The 22,927-nt window shown below is 61.1% G+C and carries 11 protein-coding genes; 5 read left to right on the top strand and 6 right to left on the bottom strand.

Annotated elements, in window-relative coordinates; genetic code table 11:
• Positions 1-55 precede the first annotated feature (55 nt).
• Entirely contained in the window at positions 56-1,171 is a 1,116-nt protein-coding gene (locus tag BM110_RS11110) for a Gfo/Idh/MocA family protein (protein ID WP_092244235.1), read from the bottom strand.
• Between the two features lie 307 nt (positions 1,172-1,478).
• Here BM110_RS11110 and BM110_RS11105 point away from each other — a divergent pair, with 307 nt between their 5' ends.
• Entirely contained in the window at positions 1,479-2,519 is a 1,041-nt protein-coding gene (locus tag BM110_RS11105) for a WD40/YVTN/BNR-like repeat-containing protein (RefSeq protein WP_092244232.1), read from the top strand.
• A gap of 30 nt (positions 2,520-2,549) precedes the next feature.
• Complete coding sequence (locus BM110_RS11100; RefSeq protein ID WP_092244229.1) at positions 2,550-4,925, top strand: efflux RND transporter permease subunit; 2,376 nt, start codon at positions 2,550-2,552, stop codon at positions 4,923-4,925.
• Between the two features lie 46 nt (positions 4,926-4,971).
• Here BM110_RS11100 and BM110_RS11095 read toward each other — a convergent pair whose 3' ends face one another.
• Together BM110_RS11095 and BM110_RS11090 are read right to left on the bottom strand one after the other, a co-directional pair.
• Positions 4,972-9,939 (bottom strand): dermonecrotic toxin domain-containing protein, encoded by a 4,968-nt coding sequence (locus BM110_RS11095; protein ID WP_256575388.1) that lies wholly within the window; start codon positions 9,937-9,939, stop codon positions 4,972-4,974.
• Between the two features lie 308 nt (positions 9,940-10,247).
• Positions 10,248-15,161, bottom strand: coding sequence for a dermonecrotic toxin domain-containing protein (locus BM110_RS11090; protein ID WP_093513382.1), 4,914 nt, complete (start codon positions 15,159-15,161; stop codon positions 10,248-10,250).
• Between the two features lie 141 nt (positions 15,162-15,302).
• Here BM110_RS11090 and BM110_RS11085 point away from each other — a divergent pair, with 141 nt between their 5' ends.
• The 3 genes from BM110_RS11085 (at position 15,303) to BM110_RS11075 (ending at position 17,088) form a co-directional block, all read left to right on the top strand.
• A complete protein-coding gene (locus BM110_RS11085; RefSeq protein ID WP_092244220.1) occupies positions 15,303-15,590 on the top strand; it encodes a DUF5629 family protein in 288 nt (95 codons plus the stop codon).
• On the top strand, positions 15,577-16,752 hold the full coding sequence (locus BM110_RS11080; RefSeq protein ID WP_093121217.1) for a lactonase family protein: 1,176 nt from the start codon (positions 15,577-15,579) through the stop codon (positions 16,750-16,752). The genes BM110_RS11085 and BM110_RS11080 overlap by 14 nt, the downstream gene beginning before the upstream one ends.
• 156 nt (positions 16,753-16,908) lie before the next feature.
• Positions 16,909-17,088 carry a hypothetical protein gene (locus BM110_RS11075; protein WP_058424118.1) on the top strand — a complete coding sequence of 60 codons (180 nt, stop codon included), beginning with the start codon at positions 16,909-16,911 and terminating at the stop codon, positions 17,086-17,088.
• Between the two features lie 127 nt (positions 17,089-17,215).
• Here BM110_RS11075 and BM110_RS11070 read toward each other — a convergent pair whose 3' ends face one another.
• From BM110_RS11070 to BM110_RS11060, 3 genes are read right to left on the bottom strand one after another with little or no spacing between them, the layout of a single operon-like run.
• Complete coding sequence (locus BM110_RS11070; protein ID WP_093121216.1) at positions 17,216-17,809, bottom strand: glutathione S-transferase; 594 nt, start codon at positions 17,807-17,809, stop codon at positions 17,216-17,218.
• On the bottom strand, positions 17,806-21,444 hold the full coding sequence (locus BM110_RS11065; RefSeq protein WP_093513381.1) for an AAA family ATPase: 3,639 nt from the start codon (positions 21,442-21,444) through the stop codon (positions 17,806-17,808). Before BM110_RS11065 ends, BM110_RS11070 begins: the two co-directional genes overlap by 4 nt.
• Positions 21,441-22,682: an exonuclease SbcCD subunit D C-terminal domain-containing protein gene (locus BM110_RS11060; RefSeq protein WP_071487955.1), complete on the bottom strand. Its 1,242-nt coding sequence runs from the start codon at positions 22,680-22,682 to the stop codon at positions 21,441-21,443. The genes BM110_RS11065 and BM110_RS11060 overlap by 4 nt, the downstream gene beginning before the upstream one ends.
• Positions 22,683-22,927 lie beyond the last annotated feature (245 nt).

Raw genomic sequence — 22,927 nt, 5'->3', positions numbered from 1 at the left:
TGATCCGAATGTGGGAGGGGGCAAGCACCCTCCCACATTCGACCTGTGCTGTGTTTCAGACGGCGTTCACGGTTACCCAGCGCTCTTCTTTGGCCGCTACGCGAATCGCCGTTGCCAGTCGCTCAACCTCCCACGCCGCTTCAAAGTCCGTGCCATCCGCACCTTGGCCTGCCAGCGCCAGAATCAACTCCTGCACCTCCAGCGTCTTCAGTTCGTTGTACCCCAGTTGATGCCCCGCCGCCGGGCTGAACGCCGCATAACCCGGCAGGGCAGGGCCGGCGAGCAAACGCTGGAACCCCTCCTGACCCACGCGGCACACCTGCAATTCATTCAAGCGTTCCTGATCGAACGCCAGGGTGCCTTGCGTCCCGCTGATCTCGAAACTCAGGTGGTTCTTGTAGCCGTGCTTGAGCCAACTGCTGCTGACGGTGCCACGTGCGCCATTGGCGAAACGCAGCAGGGCATGCACCTGGTCATCCACGGCGATGGATCTCAGCTCGGCGCTGCCTTTGACGGCAGGGCGCTGGCCATGGACGGTCTGGGTGTCGGCGCACACGCTCAGCACATCCCCCACCAGATAACGGGCCATCGACAACAAATGACTGCCCAGGTCCGCCAGGGCGCCACCGGCATGTTCGACTTCGCACCGCCATGACCACGGGGAGGCCGGGTCGGCCATGAAGTCCTCGCTGAACTCGCCCTGGAAGCTGATGATTTCGCCGAGCTCGCCGCTGGCTATCATCTGCCGCGCCAGTGTGATCATCGGGTTGTGCTGGTAGTTGTAGCCGACCCGCGTCACCACCCCGGCGGCACTGGCGGCGCGGCGCATGGCGTCGGCCTGTTCCAGGCTCACGGCCAGGGGTTTTTCGCAGTACACCGCCTTGCCCGCGGCTATCGCGGCCATGGCCATGGGATAGTGCAAATGGTTGGGCGTGGTGATAGCCACCACATCGACGCTCGGATCATTGATCAGCGCCTGCCAATCGCCATGGGCCTGGGTAAACCCCCAGGCGGTGGCACAGCGCCGGGCGCGTTCGCTGTCGGCATCGGCCAGGGCGGCCAGCTTGAGGTGTACCGGCAGTTCGAATACCGCACGGGCGTTATTGAATGCCAATGCATGGGCGCGGCCCATGAAGCCTGTGCCGATCAAGCCGATTCCGAGTTCACGCATCGCCGTGGTCCTTTGGATTATTGTTTTCAGGAAGGCTATTAATGGAATAAAAATTCCTTAAATTCAATAGATGGAATAAAAATTCATTTGTGCGCTGGCAATCACCCCGGCGAATGCAGCTACATTCACCATGGGGCCAAATGCCTTCAGTTAACAAAAGATAACGTAGCGCCGATTGTCAGACGATTCGAAAGCCCGATAGGATGGCCCCTGCTTCCTCCAGGCGCTCTAGATTGCAGGTTCCAAGGCCCCGGAAGGCGAGCGATAACAATAATAAATGGGAGAAGGGTCTATGAGTGAGCCTGTCATGGGTTGGGTTGTCTGCCGCCCACGCGCCGCACGCAGGGTTGCGATGCTGGCCGCAGCGCTCTCGCTGTTTGGACTGGGGGTAGCGTCAGCCGCGTTGTCGACCTCCGTCCAGGCCGCCGGCGATACCACTTTTGCGATTGAATCCCCCAAGGCCGCCAAGGGCCTGATGATCGACGTGGTCCACGCAGGCAAGCGCCTGGTGGCAGTCGGTGATCGCGGGCACATCCTCTATTCGGACGACCAGGGCAGCACCTGGACCCAAGCCAAAGTCCCCACCCGGCAATTGCTCACGGCGGTGTTTTTTGTCGATGACAAGCAAGGCTGGGCGGTCGGCCACGATGCACAGATCCTCGCCAGCACCGACGGCGGCGCGACCTGGAGCCAGCAGTATCAGGACCTCAAGCGCGAAGCGCCTCTACTCGATGTGTGGTTCAACGACGCGAACCACGGCCTGGCCGTGGGCGCCTACGGTGCGCTGATTGAAACCACCGACGGTGGCAAGACCTGGAATGACGTCAGCGACCGCCTCGACAACGAAGACCAGTATCACCTCAACGCCATTGCCCACATCAAGGATGCCGGCCTGTTCATCGTCGGCGAGCAGGGCAGCATGTTCCGCTCCAGTGACGACGGCCAGACCTGGGAAAAACTCGAAGGCCCCTACGAGGGTTCGTTGTTTGGCGTGATCGGCACCGCCCAAGCGCAAACGCTGTTGGCCTACGGCTTGCGCGGCAACCTGTACCGCTCCACGGATTTCGGCAGTACCTGGGAACAGGTCGAATTGAACGCGGCGCGGGGAGCGCTGGAGTTTGGTTTGTCGGGCGCGGCGTTGCTGGATGACGGTGCCATCGTCGTGGTGGGCAACGGCGGCAGTGTGGTGGTCAGCCATGACGATGGGCTGACCTTCAGCGTGTTCAACCGTCCGGACCGGATTTCGCTGTCGTCCGTCACGGCGGCCGGCAACGGCAACTTGATTCTGGCCGGGCAGGGTGGGGTGCGGGTTGCCACGCCGACTGGCGCCGAACTGCTCCTGAAATAAAGAGCCAAAATAAGAAGAAGGCGGGGAACCATGAGCAGTCATCACAACGATAAAGCGACCTTTCTTGAGCGCCTGATCTTCAACAACCGCCCGGCAGTGATCGTGATCTGCCTGCTGGTGAGTATTTTCCTGTTCTGGCAGGCAACGTTGATACGCCCGTCCACCAGCTTTGAAAAGATGATCCCCCTCAAGCACCCCTTCATCGAAAAGATGATGGAACACCGCAACGACCTGGCCAACCTGGGCAATACGGTGCGCATCTCGGTGGAGGCCAGGGACGGTGATATTTTTACCAGGGAGTACATGGAGACTCTGCGGCAGATCAACGACGAGGTGTTCTACATCTCCGGCGTCGATCGTTCGGGGCTCAAGTCGCTGTGGAGCCCCAGCGTACGCTGGACCGAAGTGACCGAAGAGGGGTTTGCCGGCGGTGAAGTGATCCCGCAGAGCTACAACGGCTCGCCGGAAAGTCTCGATCAACTGCGCAACAACGTGCTCAAGTCTGGCCAGGTCGGGCGACTGGTGGCCAACGATTTCAAGTCGAGCATTGTCGACATCCCGCTGTTGGAGTCCTACCCGGACCCGCAGGACCAGGGCAAGTTGCTGGCCCTGGACTACCGCAAGTTCTCCCACGAACTGGAAGACAAGATCCGCGACAAGTTCGAAGCCCAGAACCCCAACGTCAAGATCCACATCGTCGGCTTCGCCAAGAAGGTCGGTGACCTGATCGACGGCCTGGTCATGGTGGTGATGTTCTTCGGCATCGCGTTCGTTATCACCCTGATCCTGCTGCTGTGGTTCACCAACTGCCTGCGCAGCACAGTCGCCGTGTTGAGCACCACGCTGGTGGCGGTGATCTGGCAGCTGGGGTTGATGCACTTCTTCGGTTTCGGCCTTGATCCCTATTCGATGCTGGTGCCGTTCCTGATCTTCGCCATCGGGATCTCTCACGGCGTGCAGAAGATCAACGGCATCGCGCTGCAGTCCAGCGAGGCGGACAACGCGCTGACCGCCGCCCGGCGCACCTTTCGGCAACTGTTCCTGCCGGGGATGATCGCAATCCTGGCCGACGCCGTGGGCTTCATCACGCTGTTGATCATCGACATCGGTGTAATCCGTGAACTGGCGATCGGCGCGTCCATCGGCGTAGCGGTGATCGTGTTTACCAACCTGATCCTGTTGCCGGTAGCGATCTCCTATGTCGGTATCAGCAAGCGCGCCATCGCCAAGAGCAAGAAAGACGCGAATCGCGAACATTCGTTCTGGCGCCTGCTGTCGAATTTTGCCAACCCGAAAGTCGCGCCGATCTCCATCGCCCTGGCGCTTGTCGCCTTTGGCGGCGGCCTCTGGTACAGCCAGAACCTGAAGATCGGCGACCTTGACCAGGGTGCGCCGGAGCTGCGCCCGGACTCGCGCTACAACAAGGACAACAACTTCATCATCAGCAATTACTCCACCAGTTCCGACGTGCTGGTGGTGATGGTCAAGACCAAGGCCGAAGGTTGCTCGCGCTATGAAGCCATGGCGCCCATCGACCAACTGATGTGGAAGATGCAGAACACCGAGGGCGTGCAGTCGGCGATTTCGCTGGTGACCGTGTCCAAGCAGATGATCAAGGGCATGAACGAGGGCAACCTGAAATGGGAAACCCTGTCGCGCAACCCGGATGTGCTGAACAACTCCATCGCCCGTGCCGATGGCCTGTACAACAACAACTGTTCCCTGGCGCCGGTGCTGGTGTTCCTCAACGACCACAAGGCCGAGACCCTCGACCGTGCGGTGCATGCCGTGCAGGACTTTGCCAGGGAAAACAACAAGGACGGCCTGGAATTCATCCTCGCCGCCGGTAACGCCGGGATCGAAGCGGCCACCAACGAAGTGATCAAGGAGTCGGAACTGACCATCCTGATCCTGGTGTACCTGTGCGTGGCGACCATGTGCATGATCACCTTCCGCTCCTGGGCCGCGACGCTGTGCATCGTGCTGCCGCTGGTGCTGACCTCGGTGCTGGGCAACGCGCTGATGGCATTCATGGGCATCGGCGTCAAGGTCGCGACCTTGCCGGTGGTGGCCCTCGGCGTGGGGATTGGCGTGGACTACGGCATCTACATCTACAGCCGCCTGGAGAGCTTCCTGCGTGCCGGTTTGCCGTTGCAAGAAGCCTATTACCAGACCCTCAAGTCCACCGGTAAAGCCGTGCTATTCACCGGCCTGTGTCTGGCGATCGGCGTGTGCACCTGGATTTTCTCGGCCATCAAGTTCCAGGCCGACATGGGTCTGATGCTGACCTTCATGTTGCTGTGGAACATGTTCGGTGCGCTGTGGCTGTTGCCGGCCCTGGCGCGTTTCCTGATCAAACCGGAGAAACTGGCGGGGCAGAAGGGCAACTCGCTGTTTGCGCACTGAGTCGCCGCCTCCGAAAAAGCCGCACAGGGTGCGGCTTTTTTGCGGGTTACAGTTTCAGGAACAGTTTCTCATCCAGTGGCTTGCCAATCTGCGCACGGACAAGATCCACCGCCCCGGCAGAACCCGGCTCGTTGACCAGGTCTTTCTGGGTCAGGTAGCGCTGGGCGGGTATCTTCAGGTGCGCCGCCGTGTACGTGTCACGCGGTGCGCCGGGTTGTGGGTAGTGAAAGTGCGCAAACCACAACGGCTCCACAGTGCCTTTTTTCCTGACCACGTACTCGGTGAAGACGTCGCCGCTTGCGGTGGGTATATCGCGCCGCACCAGGTTGATATCGACGAAGCCGTTGCGCCAGAGGAAGTCGACATTCTCCGGCTTGGGTTTCACTGCGAAATAACCATCCGCCGCATATTGCCGTGCTTTGCGCTGTAGCTCATCCGCCTCGTTTCTCCAACGGGCCACGAGCTCAGCGGTTTCCGGACGCGTTCCCTGGTGGTGCTCGGCTTGCTGGGCCAGTTCTCGCAACTTGTCGGCGCGCTGTTGCAGCATATCGTGCCAATCCAATGGATCAACGGTGTCCCGGGTTTCGGGTTTCTCGAGTTTCTTTTTCTGATGCTTGATCGACGCCTCTTTCTGCGCGGCTTCCACCATCACTGTGGCGGCTTCCTCTTTGTAGGTCGCCAGTGATTTCGGCGGACGAGGAAGCTGGGGGGCGGACGGTTGTCCCTCAACTATCTGAACCCATTTGCCTTCGGTGACATGTTCGCTGTAGCTGGCGAGGGTCTCCCCCGTCTGGGGATCTTTCACGTCAATGATGTTGAACGGCGCAGTCTTGGGTTCACGCAAGGTGCCTGTTAGTGTCTTTTTGTCACGGGTTTTGAACACCTGCTGTTTCTTTGTTTTGGGCGGGCGTTTCTTGCTCGCGGGTCGGGGGGGCGTCAGTTGCAGTTCTTCCCGGACGACATCGGCCAGATCACGTTCGGCAGCGGCGATGAATTCGTTCAGGCGTTGGTGGAATACATTTTGGTACTCGGGACGGCACAGCTCAGGGCTTGTTTCAGATAGGGCAGTGCTGTCGTGCAGGCTCTGTTTGTAGGTGTCGATGATGGTTTGCAATAACGCTTTGCGTTCATCGAGCGTGTAGCCGCTATATTCGTGCAGATCCCTAAACGCCCGACTCACTGCGTCCAGCGACGTTGTGTGAAAGCGATTTGCATAAAACTGAGCGTCTGACCCCTCTGCGATTCTGGCAAACCGGTTGACGCTGAGTATCTTGAGCGTCTTCAAAAGTGTTAACTTTTCTTCGAGCGCTACGATGATCGGAGGCCGCGTTGTTATGCGGTCAAGGTAATGATCGACTTCTGTGGCGGCGAAGGAGGAGTCATTGCGCCACTCTTCTTCCAACGTCGCGAAGGCTTGCTTGGCCTGCCACAGTTTTTCACGGTTCTGGTAAATCGCTTTCGTCCCTTCTATGACTCTTGGGTACGCAGCTGCGGAACCCGATCGAAGCTCTTGAACCAGCTCGTTCATGGGCTCGCCATGAGCGGTGTGCGCCTGGCTCTCTCGGAGCAGTCGTTTGTAGACGATAATCGAGTTATTCAGCGCTTTTGACATGCTCATATAAAGCAACGAACGTCGCATCTTGTTTTCCAGGAGATCATCGATGTCAGCAAATTTTTTGGGCCGGAGGACTTCGATGGCATTTCTGCCATGCTGCAGGAATTCAGCAAGGTAGGGTTCGAGCTGGGTGAGATGTTGGTCGATCTTGCTTTTCAGTGCTTCCGTGGTACGCAGTTGTTCTGCATATTGAGCGTCAAAACGTCCGCTCGAAGGGTCCGTTCGGGTGAGTTTCCATAGCGTTATGAGTTTCTTTCTGGCACCTTCGTAGCCAACCAGGTCTTTGTCGCCAACCAGGTCTTTGTTGAGCTCATTGAGTGTTTTGAGATAGCTATCCGAGGCCATCTTCACTTTGTCAGTTTGCTGATCGAACTCGGCCTCTTTCAGCGCCTCTGCCCTGAGGTTTTCATCCATCTTACGTGCGATGCCGCCTTTGGGCATGCCCCCCCTGAGCTTGGGGCTGAGGTCGAAATCCCAGCGGCCGGCGTCATCGCGCTTCAGGGGCGGCCCTGTGCGCGCCTTGTCCTGCTGATCAATCACGAACACCCCGTCCAGGTCCCGTGCCACGCGGAACCACAGGTTGCCAATGTGCGCATGCAGTTTGTCATCAATACGGTACAGGCCTTTCAAGCTCCCTTCAGTGATCGCCGTGCCCGGTTCGGCAGGGGCGGGTACGCTGAATGTCTGCACGTGTGCCCATTGGGCAGGGCTCAGGTCTCGCGGGCTGGAATAGGCGAAGTCAAACGCCCGTTGGCTGTCGATGAATCCGGGGGCGGACGCGGGGTCACCCTCTTCGACCAATATTTGCGAGGGAGGACTGACGGCATCGGTGCGACGTAGCGCAATTTCGACTTCCGTGCGTTGTGCAAAAGGCACGTCACCCACGGGGCGGACCGGCTTGGTTGTGACGGCGGTGTGGCTCAGCAATGTGCCGACATTGACCAGCAGATCGACCATGTTGGCGGCCGGATCACGGGTATTCGGTTCACTGCCTTCTTTGATGTCGTGCTCGAGGCTGGCCAACTGCATCAGCCAGCCAACCATCGCGCCTGGGCCGCGTAAAACGGGCAGCAGTGTGTTGAACAGCAGCCATCCCAGCTCCTTGCAGGACGCCCAGCGACTCTGGGCGTCGGAGGTGGATTGGTTATCGGCCAGCGTCACCAGGCTGCGAGCGTTGGCGTTGAACAAATATTGCATCAGGTCGCCGTTCTGTACATCGTGGTGCAACTGCTGTGCCGCCGGGTAACCACCGACCGCCAAGGTGGTGGGAGCGGGCTGGCTGGGGGCGTCGAATTCGTTGAACACGCCGTAACGGGCGATGTTGGGTGTCTTGAACCCGCCGTTACCGTAGATCGCACGGGTTTTTTCGTCCGGCAGCCAGGCCAGGATGCGCTGTTGCAGCGTGCCGGGTTCCTGGATCGCGGCCAGCAGCGCATCGCGGCTGGGAAACTCTTGCAGGCTCGGGGACAGTTGCGGGCCGTACAGGATGTGCGGGCCTTTCGCGGGGTCCACGGGCTCGATCAGGAACATGTTGGCGACCACATCCGGCGTGGCCCCCGGCTTGCGCAGGAACGCCAGGGGACGCACGGTGATTTCCTGGCCGTCGACCCGGCGCGCACCGGCGCCGGGCTGAGCAATGGCTTCGACAAACTGGTAGCCTTTCGCGCTGATCCCCGCTTGCCCCTTCAACTTGAGTTCCAGCGCCTGCATGGCCAGTTGGATCGGCACTTGCTCGCAGAACAGCGCGGCACGTTCCCGGGCCTGGGCAGTGTCACTGAGCAACTGCTGGTTGAGCAGGGCCGGATAGTGCTGGCCGATGTCGACTTTGCTGATCAGGTCCTTGAGTGTCTGCGCCATCTGGGGATCGTTCACCGGCTGTCCGCGCAAGCGAATATCCATGGCTCCCTTGGGCAGCCCCGCGAGATTCTCCAGCGCCATGTCCACCAGGCTCATCCTGACCGGTTCGATATAGCCGCTGCCCATGTTGCCCACGGGGACTTTGAAGGTGATTTCCAGGTCCTTGGCGGTGTAGCCCTTGGGTGCCAGTTCTGCATCGAGTTGTTGTTCGGCGTAGGTGCGCAGGTCCGGGATGTCGGTAAGGAAGTTTCGGCCCTGATGGCGTCGCACGCTGCTGGCCAGGTCCAGGATATGGCGTTGGTAGGCAAAGCGCTCGGCTTCGCCGGCCTTTGCCAGCCAATCGGGCAGGTTGCGCTTGAACTGCTCCAGCCGGTTGGGCGGCAACTGCGAACTCGTGCTGAACCACGCGGCGGTATCGGTGGCTTGGGAAAACAGTTGTTCAAGATCGGTCCCATTGCCCTGGGCGGGGAGCTTGATTGCATTGAGGTTCTGCAATTGACGGTCCAGGAGAATGGCGGCCTGGATATCGAAGATGTTGCCGTCCGGTTCCACGCGCTTCCAGTTCAGGCGGTCGAAGCTGAACTGCGCGCCGAGCTGACGCTCCCAGGCCACGGCAAACTGCTCCAGGGACTCATAGGGCGTGACGACGCCCGCGCTCGTCACTTGCAGAACGACGGTATGGCCGTCGACCTCGTGGGTGATCAACAGGTCCGGGCTCAGCACGTCAGCGCGGGTCTGGCCGTGTTTCAGGATAGAGTCGAGGGTGAATACCTTGGCGGCGTTCGCGCCGTGGACCTGGGTTCGTTCACGGGTATCCGGGTAGCGCGTGACCTGATCCAGGGTTGCGCGCTGCCGCTCATCCAGGCCGGGCTGCTTGAGGCCGGCGATACGCAGGGTGTCGCAGAGGGTGTCGCTGAGCCACCGCCAGCGGCTGACGGAAGCGCCTGCTCCCGTGGCCTGCACGAAGGCGTCCTGGCCCCAATACTGGCTCAGTGCTTGGGCGTAGGCATCCTTCAGGCAGGATTTCAGGCTGCCGATGGCCAGCTCGACGGTCTGCGTATCCAGGGGCGTTGCACGACTGCCTGTGCCGTCGACGATTTTCAGCGTGCTGCCGCTGGTGGAGTCGACCCACTTGCACGGCTCGCCGTAGCGGTCGCTAAAGTCCAGTTCGGCGCCGGATGCCAGATGTTCAAGCACCAGGTCCACCAGTGGCCTGAGCCGGTACTGCAGCGGATCGGACTGTGTCGCCACTGCCACGGAGGTCTTGTCACTGTCGAACTCCAGCGTGGGGTATCGATGCCTCACGGCTTCATTCAGCAGGGAGGCCACCACCGAACGCACCGTTGGCCGTGTTGCGAATTGGTCAGCCACCACCTGGGCGGGCGAGTCATGCACTACTGGCGTGCCTGGGGTGAGCTGAGCAAGGAACCTCGATCCCGGGCCTGGCAGTGGAGGACGGGCACGTCGGGGTTTCGCCGCTGCGGTTGGCCGCTCCAGTAGGGGTGAGTGTGTGACGGGCGCCTGGCTGATGATGGCCGGCAACGTAGTGCTGAACGGGGCGGAACTGAGTCGATAGGCGCTGTGTACTGATGGCATAGAGGCACTTCCTTGGCTTCAGGTTGATAAGCGCCAGAGAAAGTACAAGCTCGATGCAGCGAAGGTTTCGAAAAAGCGTTTTGAACTGTGTCGAGTCGCCGCCGACACGTTTGCCAAGCCTTGTCGTACCGCGCTTGAGCGCGCCTGTTTCAGTGTGTGAACAGACGGCGCCAACGGGTACGTGACCGCCACGTCGACCGTCGTACCCGCTGGCGACCACGCTAATACCCCATCCTCTGGTCAGCCGGCCTTGTTCACGCCTGAACACCCTTGGGCTTGGGCGCTATCTTGAGGAACAGGTTGTCCAGCGGTGGAGTGATGAGCACGTAGACGATTTTCGTCACGGGTTCGCTGCCCGGGTCTTTCACGCGGCTCAGGTAATCCTGCACATGGGCCTTGAGCAAATCCTTCTGGGTGAGTTTGCGTTGCTCCGGCAATTTCAGATGGGCCCGCGTATAGCCATCGGGCGGCGCGTCGGCGGTGGCGTAGTGGAAATGGGCGTACCACAACACCACCGGCGGTTTTTGCGCCTTGTCGTACACCGCGTATTCGGTGAAGAAGTCTCCACTGAGGGTCGGGCGTTGCGGGTCGGCCTGGCTCGTGAGGTTGATATCGATCTGCTGGTGGTCCCAGAGGTAGGCGACGCTTTCCATTGTCGGCCACTGGCGTTTGTAGGCATCGCTGCAGATGCGCTGTGCCCAGCGATTGATGTCCTTGGCTTGCGCCAGGCATTCGTCAATCAGGTTCTGGGCCGTGGGTGCATCGAGATGGTCGCGTTTGATTTCATTGGCGAGTTGGGTAAGTTTTTCGGCTTGCGCGTTGAGCAGCGTGTCCCATTCGCCGGGATTGGCATCCTGGCGAGTGAGGGGGTTGTCCAGTTTCGCCTGGTCCGCCGCGACCAATTGCTCCAGGTCCTGGCGTTGTCCGATCAATCCCTGGGCTTCACTCTTGAGGGTCGCGAGTGAGCGAAGCTGCGGGGCCGGCGTCGAGGTGGTTGCCTCGTCGATGGGGGCCCAACCGTCCGTATGCTGGTTATACGAAGCCAGGGTCTTGCCCAGCAACGTGTCGGTGATGGTGATGTGTTCCTCGCCGTTATGCGCGTCGGCGGGCTTGAACTCTCCGATCAGGTATTCCTTTTTGCGGGTCTTGAACACCCGCTTTGCCGGGGGCTTGGCACGCAGTGTCTTGGACAGTGGCAGTTCGACCTTGAGGTCTTCCTGTTCTCTGACCACCGCCTCCAGTTCGTTTTGCGCCAACGCCCTGGCGAATTCGAGGCCCTTGAGCACACGTTCGGCTTCGGGCCCCAAGGCATCGGGCTTCAGCGTCTTGAGGGCCCTCAGGGCGAACTCGGCCTGCTGGTATTTATCGAGAACTGTCTCGTAGACATTGCGTTGCTCGGCCAACGGGTATTCGGTACTGCTGCGTACCTCGATGTGGGATTTCAGGCCTATGTCCAGCCCGCACACCTGATAACGCGCCTTGTAATACCACTGCAACGCAGACAGTGATGAAGGCATCTTGAAGCGTAGTTGGCTCAGGCTGGCAAGCAGTTCCAGCGCGCTGAGCTTGAGGTTGTCGGAGAAAAACAATTCAACGATTGGAATGCCTGCCAGCAGTTCCTGCCGTACCGCGCGCGCTGCAGCGGACGCTTGTCCCAGATGCTGGAGGGTGGCTTCCATGGTGGCGGAATGCGCGGCCATGTGTTCGAGGTAGTCGATGTAACCGGTGACCATCCGCAGGTTTTCGTCGACGAGGGTCAAGTCTCCCGCGACGATTCGCGGTTGCATCCGTTCGTGCCATGCCGCCAATGGCTCGCCCGCCTCGGTAGCGGTATGAAAATCCAACGCTTCCAATTGCATCTTGTGGAGGAACAACTGTTGGTTCCAGAGCTCTTTCAGGATGGTTGACGCATTGATCAGGGGCAGGTCGGCAATGGCGGCGGCCTCCAGCTGGCGGGTCAAGGTGGCCAACTCAAAGCGCACGGGCAGGGATTCGGACAGTTGAGTTTCGAGGTGCTGCAGCAATACACCAAACTGGTTGCGAAGGCGTTTGTACTCGGAGATTTCAGTCTGTTGGCGTATTTCCAGGTCTGGACGCTGGGTTTGCGAAGCCTTGAGCAGCAGATCCTGAATGATTCGCAGGGTCTTGAGTTGTTTCTCCAGGCCCTTGAGGGCGGATGCCAGTTGCGCTCCTGCCTGATCAATGGGGACCATGAGGTACTGCGCCTCCTGAGCGAGCTGGAGCAAGCGATCCTTCAACCTTTTGTTCTCAAGTTGTTTTTCATGGCGCAACTCCTGCAACCGCTTGCGTCCGCCCCCCTGCAACTTGAGACCACGGTCCAGCGTCCAATGGCCGTTGCCGTCGGTTTTCAGCTTGATGCCCGGGTGATCCGGTTTGAGCGGGTGAATGATAAAGACTTCACCGAAACCCGGCACGATGTTGACCCTGAACAACAAGCCTCCCACCGAGGCATGCCATTGGTCGTTGATCTTGTACAAACCCCGATAGGGCCCGAGATTGACCGGTTCGGGAGCCGGCGTGGGCCAGGGCACATTGACGGCCCGCAGTCGCTCGAAAAGCGCCGCCGAGGCGCCATCGCCGGCCAGGGAGCGATCAAAGTCCAACAGCGTGCGACCACCCCCCGGTGGCTCGGAAGGCAGGCCGACAGCGCCTCGTTCAACCACCGCCGGCCTGATCAGACGCTGGCCTGGCAGTGGGTGCTTGAAGGGCAAAGGGATCGTGGCCTGTTCATCGCGCTGGGATTCTTCGTGCGACGCGCCGGTCGATCCGTGATGCAACATCGCCATGCCGATATTGAGCAGCAGATCAATCCACGCCAGCTCCCTGGCTGTGGGATCGGCACTCTCCAGTGCCGGCAGGTCCTTCACTACGCCATGCATGGCCTGCATCAGCCAACCGACTGCCGCCATGGGGCCGCGTACAACCAGCAGCAGGGTGTTGAATCCCAGTTGCAGGCCTTCAAGGATAAGCGCCCAGCGGCTTTCACTGTTGGAGGTCGACTCCCTTTCGGCCTGGTCCACCAGTTGCTGTGTTTCACTGCCGAACAGATATTCCATGAGGCTGCCGTTGCGCAGCGCCAGGCCTATTTCATCGTTGCTTTCGTCGTCGGCACCGGCCAGCTCGGCGGGCTTTGGCACGCTGGGCAGGCTGTCGAACTCCGAGCCCATGCCGATGCGCACGTAGTGAGGCTCGTTGAAACCGCCGTTGCTGTAGACCGCCCTGGCCTGGTCCGGCAACCAGGTCAGTACGCTCTCCTGCAGGTCGCCGGGTTGCACGATGGCCGCCAGCAACTGCTGGCGATTGGGGTATTCCAGCAGCGCCTCGGCATAGGCCGGTCGATACAGCAGGTGCGGTCCCGACTGCGTGTCGCGGGGTTCGATGACGAACATATTGCGCACCACATCCGCGGTGGCGCCTGGCTTGCGTACAAAGGCCAGCGGCCGGATGACAATATCCTCGCCATTGACCCGGCGCTCCAGCGGGTTGGGGTTGACCAGCGCTTTCACACACTCGAAACCACGCTGGGTGAGGCCGGCTTCGCCCTTGATCAAACGCTCCAGTGCCTGGGTTTTCAGATGCAGGGGGCGCAGTTGCTCGAACAGGCGTTGACGTTTGCGTGCCGCTTCGGTCTGCCCCATCAGCTCCCGGCGCAGGTAAGCGGGGTAGTTTTTGCCGATGTCGACGCGCTGGACCAGTTGAAGGAGGTAGTCGGGTGTCAGCCAGGCTTCGATCGCGCGGCCTTTGACGTGGCGTATTGTCATGCGGCCTTTGGGGCGGCCCGACAGGTTCTTCAGGGCCAGGTCGACCAGGTTCATGACGACCGGTTCGACGTAACCGCCTTCGAGGATACCGACCGGCACATGAAAGGTCAGTTCCAGATCGCCAGCATCGTAGCCGGTCGCCAGCGCTTCATGGGTGCAGGCGCGCAGTCCGCCCTGGGCAACCGCACGGTCCATGCACAGTTGCTGGTTCACATGCGCGGTGGCATAGCCGCGCAGTGTTTCCAGGCTATCGAAGTCGGCGTCGCCAAGGGTCTGGCGCTTGATGCTGGCGTTTTCCAGCAGGGTGTGTCGGTAGGCCAGGCGGTTGGCGGCGCTGGTGGCTTGCAGATGATCCGGCAGGGCGGCCTGGATGGCCGCCACCGTTGCCGGCGACGTGGCGTTTGATGGCGCCAGCCACTGCGCAGGGTCGGTGGTGACGGCAAACAGGCGTTCCACTGCTTGCCGCGTGGATTGGGCGGGAAGCTGGAGAGTCGCGAGATCGTCCAACTGCTGGTTCAGGATGAGCGCCGCTTGCACTTCGAAAATATTGCCGTCGGGTTCGTACTGCTGCCAGGTGATGCGCTCGGCCATGAAGCGCTGTTGCAACTGCTCGCCCCACGCCTGGCCGAAGGTTTCCAGGTCGGGGTAGGTCTGGATCTCACCGTTCAGGCGAAAAAGCAGTGCTTGCTTACCGCGCACCACCAGGATCTCGGTGCCTTGTACGGTCAGCCGCTTGCCGGCGCGTTGCAAGTGGGTTTCCAAGGTGTAGGCGTGGACCTCGTTGGCGGGGGCGGGGCTGAGCGTGCGCGATGCCCGGTCGGGATAACGGTTCAACGCGCTGAGTATTTCAATGTGCTGGGCAGCGAGGCCGGTCTGGCGTGTGGCGACCTCGAGCAACACACCTTGCAGCACATCGGCCAGCCACTTCCAGCGGACGCTCCCTGCGTCGCTGTCCTGTCCCCAGTACGCAGCCAAGGCTTCTTGAAAACCGATGAACAGCACCCGTGGCAGCTCCCGGATGAGGGCTTCGATAACCCGCAGGTCGAAGTCGCGGCGCTCTCCGTTCTCATGAGAACCGAGCCGGGTGCCAGTGGCATCGCTCAGGTAGCAATCCAGGTTCTGGCGTGCCGTCAGCTCGGGGAAACTGCCGTCGGCGATATGGTCCAGGGCAACGTCCAGCAACGGCAGCAGGGCGCGGCCGCCGCCTTCGCGGGGGACGGCCAGCCGAAGGTCGGCGACGGGCAGCGTCAGGGGCGGGTACTTCTCCACCAGGTGGGTGCCCAGCATTTGCGCGGTGACGGTGCGCAAAGTGGGGCGCCCGAGAAATTGCGCTGCAATCGCTTGTCGTGTGGGGTTTGCCGCTGGGGCGGGGGGCTGTACAGGCATGTGGGTTCCTTGATGTCGGATAAGAGTGCGTCCTTGCAAGGTAATGCCCAGCGTTGTCGCCATGCGGTAGCCCGCTATGGTTTTAGGCCCTGGCGGCAAACTGGCCTATGATTAGCGCTTTGAACCTGATGAAAGACTGTGATGACTGAGAATTTGCCTGCCGTCCTTGAAACCAGCGACATGCTTGAAATCGATGGGCTGCATGCCTTTGATTTTGAACTCGACAACGAAAAACTGCTGATCACCGCCATGGACGGCCGTGCAGAAAAACGCTGGCGTTTCAGCCTGGAACAGGTCAACGCCGCGACGTTCGATGACACCTTGCAAAGCTGGACCCTTACCGGTGATTCGGGCGAGCACCGCCTGATCTGCATGAGCGCCTTCACCGGCAACAATAACGACGAGGATGAAGCGGATGATGATGCGTAAATTCTGGCCGCTGCTGATGGCCGGCAGCGTGGGAGCGATGTCGGTGCAAGCCGCGCCGGCCGATACCTATGAACTGTTGGTGGGCAGCTACACCGCCGGCAGCAGTGAAGGGATCTATCGCCTGCAGTTTGACAGCCGCACAGGCCAGTTCAGCGGTAAACCGGTGCTCGCGGCCAAAGCGGCCAACCCGTCCTGGCTGACAATCTCCAAGGACCAGAAGCACCTGTTCGTGGTCAACGAGAACGGCCCCGGCCAGAAGGACCCGGTCGGGCGCGTCAGCAGCTACAGCATCGATCCGCAGACTCGCCAATTGACCCTGATCAACCAGGTGCAGAGCCTGGGCAACGAGCCGACCCATTCCAGTTTGGCCGCCGATGGGCGCTACCTGTTCGTCGCCAACTATTCGGTCGTGGAGGACCCGGGTGGCAGCCTGGCGGTGCTGCCGGTCGATGCCACGGGCAAGCTGTCGCCTCCGGTGCAACTGAGCGGGCACCCGGCCAGCCGCGTGAACCCTGAGCGCCAGGCGTCCAACCATGTGCACTCGGTGGTGTCGTCGCCGGATGGCAAGTACGTGTTTGTACAGGACCTGGGGGCGGACAAGCTGTTTGCCTACCGCTACGATCCCAAGGCCAACCATGAGCTGCCATTGACCCCGGCCAATCCGGCCTCGGTGCAACTGCCGCCAGGCAGCGGCCCGCGTCACTTGTTGTTCAGCGCCGATGGCAAGCACGCCTGGCTGACCACTGAGATGAGTGCGCAGGTGGCAGTGTTCGACTACAAGGATGGCCAGTTGACCCAGACGCAACTGGTGGACTTCGCCGCCGGCCAACCGGTGTCCGACAAGGCCGGTGCCGCGTTGCACGCCTCCAGTGACGGAAAATTCCTCTACGTGAGCAACCGTGGCACGGCCAACCAGTTGCTGGTGTTCAGCATCGATCCGGCCACCGCGCACCTCAAGGAATTACAACGTCGCTCGGTGGACGGTGACCACCCGCGCGAATTCAGTCTGGACCCCAGCGGTCGGTTCCTGCTGATCGCCAATCAGAAAAGCAACGAAATCGTCGTGGTCGAACGCGACCCCAAAACCGGCCTGCTGGGTAAAACCGTGCAGAAATTGCCGATCGATGCCCCCAGCGACCTCAAGTTCCTGGTGCGTCAATAAGCCACAGGCCCCGCCGTGCGGGGCCTGACCCTTTCTATTAATTCTGTTAATAGCGGCTACTGTTTCAAAGCATTTCTAAGGTTCAGCCCTCGGGCGTAAGTTTGGTTCCAAGGCCTTCCCCGGCCACTCAACCAAACGAACACAAGGGTTACCGACATGAATCTGAACCTCTTCTCCATCATCGCCGCTTCCGCTGTTTCCGCCACCGTTGCCCTGCCTGCCGCAGCCAGCGTGGAAGTCACCGGCAAAAAATCCAGCACCAGCGCCTATACCCAGAAATACTTGCAACAGAGTGCCAACTTCTACGCCGCACTGGATCACAAGACCCAGCACTAAGCGGTAGGTCACTGAGATCAAATGTGGGAGGGGGCTTGCCCCCGATAGCAGTGGGTCAGCTACAGATTAGCTGACTGATCCACCGTCATCGGGGGCAAGCCCCCTCCCACATTTGATTGTGCCGGCCTCAGGGTTTTGTCATCACGGCGATAAATAGCGGTGAAGTAAGGACGCGCTGAAGCCAGGCTTGTAACCGTTGATACGGCGTCCCGGCGAACCACTCCCGATCCACATGGGCAAACTGGCGTACAAACGGCGCCAGGGCCATGTCCGCCAGGCTCGGATGCTCTGCCAGCAAGTAGGCGCGTTCCCCCAGCAGGCCTTCCAGCTTCTGCAAGAACGCCTCGCCCTCGGCCCGATAATGTTCCATCGGGTGTTCCGGGTAGCGGTCGGCGTACTTGTATCGATCCAAGTGATACTTGAAACCCTGGTCGTTCTCGGCAATCAGTGCCAATACCGCCGGGTCACCCTGCAGCAGCCAATCATCCGGATCGTGCTGGGCCAGGGCCCATTGCATGATCTCCAGGCTCTCTTCAATCACGCGTCCGTCAACGCTCAGTACCGGCACCGTACCCTTGGGCGACAATGCCAGCATCTCGGCCGGCTTGGCCTTGAGGCTGACCTCGATGATCTGTACGGGCACGCCTGAATAACGCAAGGCCAGGCGTGCCCGCATCGCATACGGGCAACGCCGGAACGAATACAGCAGCACCTCGCTCACTTCACCTCCAGCGTGCTCAAACCATTACCCTGGCGCTTGACCTGGATTTGTACCGGAATGCGTTCGTGCATTTCCTGCACGTGGGAAATCACCGCCACCTTGCGCCCCTGGGCCTGCAAACCGTCCAGCGCGTCCATCGCCAGTTGCAGCGATTCCGGGTCCAGGCTGCCGAAGCCTTCATCGATAAACAGCGACTCGATCTTCAAGGTGCTGGATGCCATCGACGCCAGGCCCAAGGCCAACGCCAGTGACACCAGGAAGGTTTCGCCGCCGGACAACGAGTGCACCGAGCGCAGTTCGTCGCCCATTTCCGTGTCCATCACCAGTAGCCCCAACATGCTGCCGCCGCGCTTGAGGCGATAGCGGCGCACCAGTTGGCGCAATTGCACGTTGGCGTGGTGCACCAGCAGGTCGAGGTTGTAGGCCTGGGCGATCTTGCGGAAGGTGTCACCGGTGGCTGAGCCGATCAGTGCGTTCAGGCGCGCCCAGCGTTGCCATTCGTCATACGCCTTGGCGATCTGTTCGGCAAACGCCTGGTTGGCGTCCTGGCGGCGCTGGTCTTCGGACTGGCGCGCGCGCAGTTCGGCGCAGTGTTTCTCGGCCTCGGCCAACTGTTGGTTGAGCGTGGCCAGGGCGGTGTCCAGTTCATCGGCTTCGAAGTTGCCATTGTGCTGGGCTTGGTGTTCGGCGAGGCGTTGCTCACGTTCTTGCAGCAGGACCCTGGCCTGTTCGACGGCTTTCTCGCTGTGTTGCAACTGCTGGCGCAAGTGGCTGACCTGGGCGTCGTCGTAGGCCAGCAAACGGTCGAGGCCGGCGTCGTCGAGTTCCGGGTGCAGCGCGCGCCAGTCGTGCAGGCGCATGTCGAGGCTGTGCTGTTCGGCCTGCAATGCCTGCTCGCGTTCCTGCTGGGCCTTGAGGTCGGCGGCCAGTTGGATCAGGGCGTTGTGGATGTCCTGCAGTTGTTGGTTGGCGTCGGTTTCGCTCTGGCGTGACTGTGTCACGGCGTGTTCCAACTGTTGCTGCCACTGCTCGGCGCTGGTGTGTTCACCGAGCAACGCGTTGAGTTTTTCCTGAGCCGCTTGCTGTTGGGTCGCCAGTTCGGTGACTTGCTGGAGCAGGGCGTCGAGTTGCTGTTGGCGATGCTGCTGGTGGGTCTGTTCCTTCTCGATCGCCTGTTGACGCTCTTGTTGCTCGGCCAATTCGTCGCGCTGATGGCCCAGTTGTTCCAGGCGCTGGCTGACCTGCTGGTCCAGCTGCATAAAGGTGGCAGCGGGCTCGGCGCGCAGACCTTCCAAGGTGTCTGCGGGCAGCAGGCTGGCGAAGGCACTCAGTTCCTGCTCAAGGCGTTCGCGGTCGGTGGCCAGCTCGCGCTGCTGGTCCACCAGCAATTGACGGGCCTGCTGGCTTGCTTCCTGGGCGGCTTGCAGTTGTTGCTGCAGGCGCCCGGCGTTTTGTTGCAGGTTGAGCAGGGCGCCTTGGCGCTGTTCATCCTGGGTGATGCTTTGGGTCAACTGGCCCAGTTGCTGCTCAAGCCAGGCGCTGCGCTTGGCCGGTTCCTGATTGAACAGCGACGCGGACAGCGGGTGTGCATCCAGGCTCGGTTTCAGCGCTTGCTGTTGCGTCGCCAGGTGTTCCTGCTGTTGCAGGTATTCCTTTTGCTGGGCGATCAAACCGCCCACTTCGCCACGCAACTCGGTGAGTTTTTCCTTAAGGGTGTCCACCGCTTTCTGCGCGCTGGCTTCTTCGTTTTCGTCATGACGACCGAGGCTTTGCAGCAGGGCTTCGGGCTGGTGGTACGGGTGTTCGTGGCTGCCGCACACCGGGCAGGGCTGATCGTCCTGCAACTGCTCGCGCAACTCCTCGACGCTGGCACTGCGGGCCAGGCGCTGGCGTTCCAGCAGTTGTCTGGTCACGTCCAGCGTTTGTTCGGCCACCGCCAGCTCGGCCTTGGTTTGCAAGCCGGTCTGGTTCAACTGCTCGCGTTGCTGTTGGGTCACGGTGAGCTTTTGCGTCAGGCCGGCGGCTTGCTGATCCAGCTGTTGCTGGTGGTCCCACAGGCGCGTCAGGTCTTCGAAGGCACGCTGCTGTTTGCGATTGTCTTGCAGCAGGCTGGCCAGCAACTGGATCTGCTCGGCCACGGCGTGAGGCTCGGCACCGGCCTCCTGGTACAGCAAGTCCAGTGCTTCGCGTTGCTGGGTGAACTGTTCGGCGGCGCGGGTTGCACGTTGCTCCAATTGCGGCAGTTCGGCCTGGCCTTTATTCAGGCGGTTACCGATCAGCATCAGTTGTTGCAGGCGGTCGCGGTAGGCGGTCCACGCATCACTCAAGGGCGCGAGGGCGGCGCTACGCTCAAGCTCGTTGGCCAGGCGTTGCAGGCGCTCTGCGACTTCGCTCTGTTTTTCCAGCAGGCCGGTGAGCCGGGCCTGGCCTTCGGTGCAGGCGCTTGCGTGTTGCTGTTTGTCCTCGGTGCGCTTGGCCAGCTCTTTGGTCAAGTGGGTGAGGGTGCTGTGTTCGTCGAACGCCTGGCGCAGCAAAGGCGCGGCATCCGCCTGGTTTTTCAGGGCTTGCGCCAAGGCGGTTTGCGCGCTGGCCAGTTGCTGCCGGGCCTGGTCCTGGCGGGCCTGCAATTCGGCTTGTTGCCGCGTATGGGACTGAATCTGCGCCGCCAACGGCGCCAGCTGTGTGCCGAGTTCCGCCTGGCGCACGAACAGATGACGCTGCGGCGCCAACTGTTCCAGGTGGCCCAGGTCCTGGCGTTGCGCGTCCTGGTTATTCCAGTCGGCCTGCGCCTGCTGCAGCTGTTCGGTGGCGGCGAGTTGGCGTTCCTGCCATTCGCGCAGTTCCTTGAGCCAGGTGTGCTGAAGCTCCAACTGCTTGAGTTGGGCTTGATGGACCTTGAGTTGCTGCTGCGCGGCATCGAATTGTTGATCGAGCTCGGCACGGGCTTCAGGGGCCAGGGGCACCACGCCGGTGGCCTGGTCCTGCAACTGTTTGTGCGCATCCCGGGCCTCTTTGGCCTTGTCGAAGGCACGCCGGCCCAGTTGGGTGTACAGGGCTGTGTCGGTGAGCTTTTCCAGCAGTTCGCTGCGCTCGTTGTCGTTGGCCTTGAGGAACGCACTGAACTCGCTCTGCGCCAGCAACACGGCGCGGGTGAACTGTTCGAAGTTCAGGCCCAGGGCCAATTCCAGCTGGGTCTTGTATTCGGTTTTCTGGCTGGCCAGCAGTTGGTCGCTGTCCAGGTCGATCAGGCTCTGGCGGCTGTTCTGCAACTTGCCGCTGGCCTTGTCGCGCGCGCGATTGGCTTCCCAGCGCGCGCGGTAGCGGCGGCCACTGACGCCGACAAAATCCACCTCGGCATAACCGCCACCGGTGCCGCGGCGCAGCAGGGTACGTGGGTCACCGATGGAGATGTCGCTGTCGGCATCCGGCATCTTCGCCTGGCCGGTATCACCCAGGCGTGGCACGGCACCAAACAACGCCAGGCACAAGGCATCGAGCAAGGTGCTTTTACCGGCGCCGGTCGGTCCGGTAATCGCGAACAACCCGGCGCTGGCCAGGGGCTCGGCGGTGAAGTCGATCTCGAACGGGCCGGCCAGGGACGCGAGGTTTTTCAGGCGGATGGCAAGGATCTTCATGGCTGTTCCTCCTCTTGCTGCACTTCCTGGAGCAACACGGCGAAGTCCTTCAAGGTCTGTTCATCCACCTCGCTGCCGTAGCTGTCCTGCCAGGCGCGGCTGAACAATTCCTGGGGCGTGAGCTGGTCGAGTTCGATCAGGCGGTCGTCGCCTTCGTCCTCACGGGGGCCCTTGCCGGCGTACTCGGCAGCGATGCGCACCAGGCGCACAGCCTTGCCTTGCAGCGCGGCTTCGATTTGCTGACGCAGGTCGGGCTGCGGTTCGTCGAGCAGGACGCGCACTTCGAGCCAGGGGTGGCGTTGGGTTTCAGCCAGCAGGTCGATGTCCGGCAACTCGGCCAGGGCCTTGAGGATATCCGCCAGGGGCGCGGCTTCCAGACGTTGCAGGTCGACCGAACGCGGGATCAGGATGGGTTCGACGCTCACCAGGCATTGGCCCTGGAACACCACATCGAGGATCTGGTGCTTGTAGCCGATTTCGGAAAACGACAGTGGGATCGGCGAGCCACTGTAGCGAATACGTTCTTCGCCATTGACCTTTTGCGGCTTGTGCAAATGGCCGAGGGCAACATAGCCGACACTTTTATCGAACAGGCTGGCCGGCAGCGCCTCGGCATTGCCGATGATCAGGCTGCGCTCGGAGTCTTCCGACACCGAACCACCGGCCATGTGCGCATGGCTGATGGCAATCAGCGCCTGGCCTTTTTTGCGCTTGGCATTGGCCGCGGCGATCAGCCATTCATGCACCTGGCCGATACCCCGCAGGTAGTCGTCACCCAGGTGCGCGCCGGTGACTTCCGCCGGGCGCAAAAAGGGCAGCGCCAGGCACCACGCGGCAACCTTGCCTTTGGCGTCGGGCAGCGGGATCAGCAGCCGTTCGGCGTCGAGCTGGCCATCGTCCAGCCACAGCACGCGGCCGAGGGCATGGGTGTGCAGGCGGCGCATCAACGGTGCCGGCAGCTCGATACGTGAGCCGGAGTCGTGGTTGCCGGCGATCATCACGATGGTCAGCTTGGGGTTTTGTTCGTGGGCGCTGATGATGAAGTCATACAGCCGCTCCTGGGCCTTGAGCGGCGGGTTGACCGTGTCGAAGATATCGCCGGCGATGAGCAGAGCGTCCGGCTGATGGGTCTTGAGTTGGCCCAGCAGCCATTCGAGGAAACAGGCGTGTTCGAAGTCGCGTTCCTGGCCGTGGAGGTTTTGACCCAGGTGCCAGTCGGAGGTGTGAAACAGACGCAAGGCGAACTCCGTGGAATAGATGAAAAGGAGGGGAGTTTACCTGTAATGCGACCATGCTGCCCCAGGCGATACAGATTCAATGTGGGAGGCGGCTTGTTCCCGATGGCGGTGGGTCAGTCAGTGCATTTCTATCTGACACACCGCCTTCGCGAGCAAGCCCGCTCCGTGCCAAGGGTTAGAATATTTCTCTGAAAAAACGCAAAGTAAAATGTTATTAAATGCCGATCCCATAAGTGGGCGGCAGG

It is taken from the genome of Pseudomonas sp. NFPP28 (assembly GCF_900115535.1).
GTDB classification, from domain to species: domain Bacteria; phylum Pseudomonadota; class Gammaproteobacteria; order Pseudomonadales; family Pseudomonadaceae; genus Aquipseudomonas; species Aquipseudomonas extremorientalis.
Note: the sequence above shows the minus strand (reverse complement) of the source record. Positions and strands in the feature narration are given on the sequence as shown.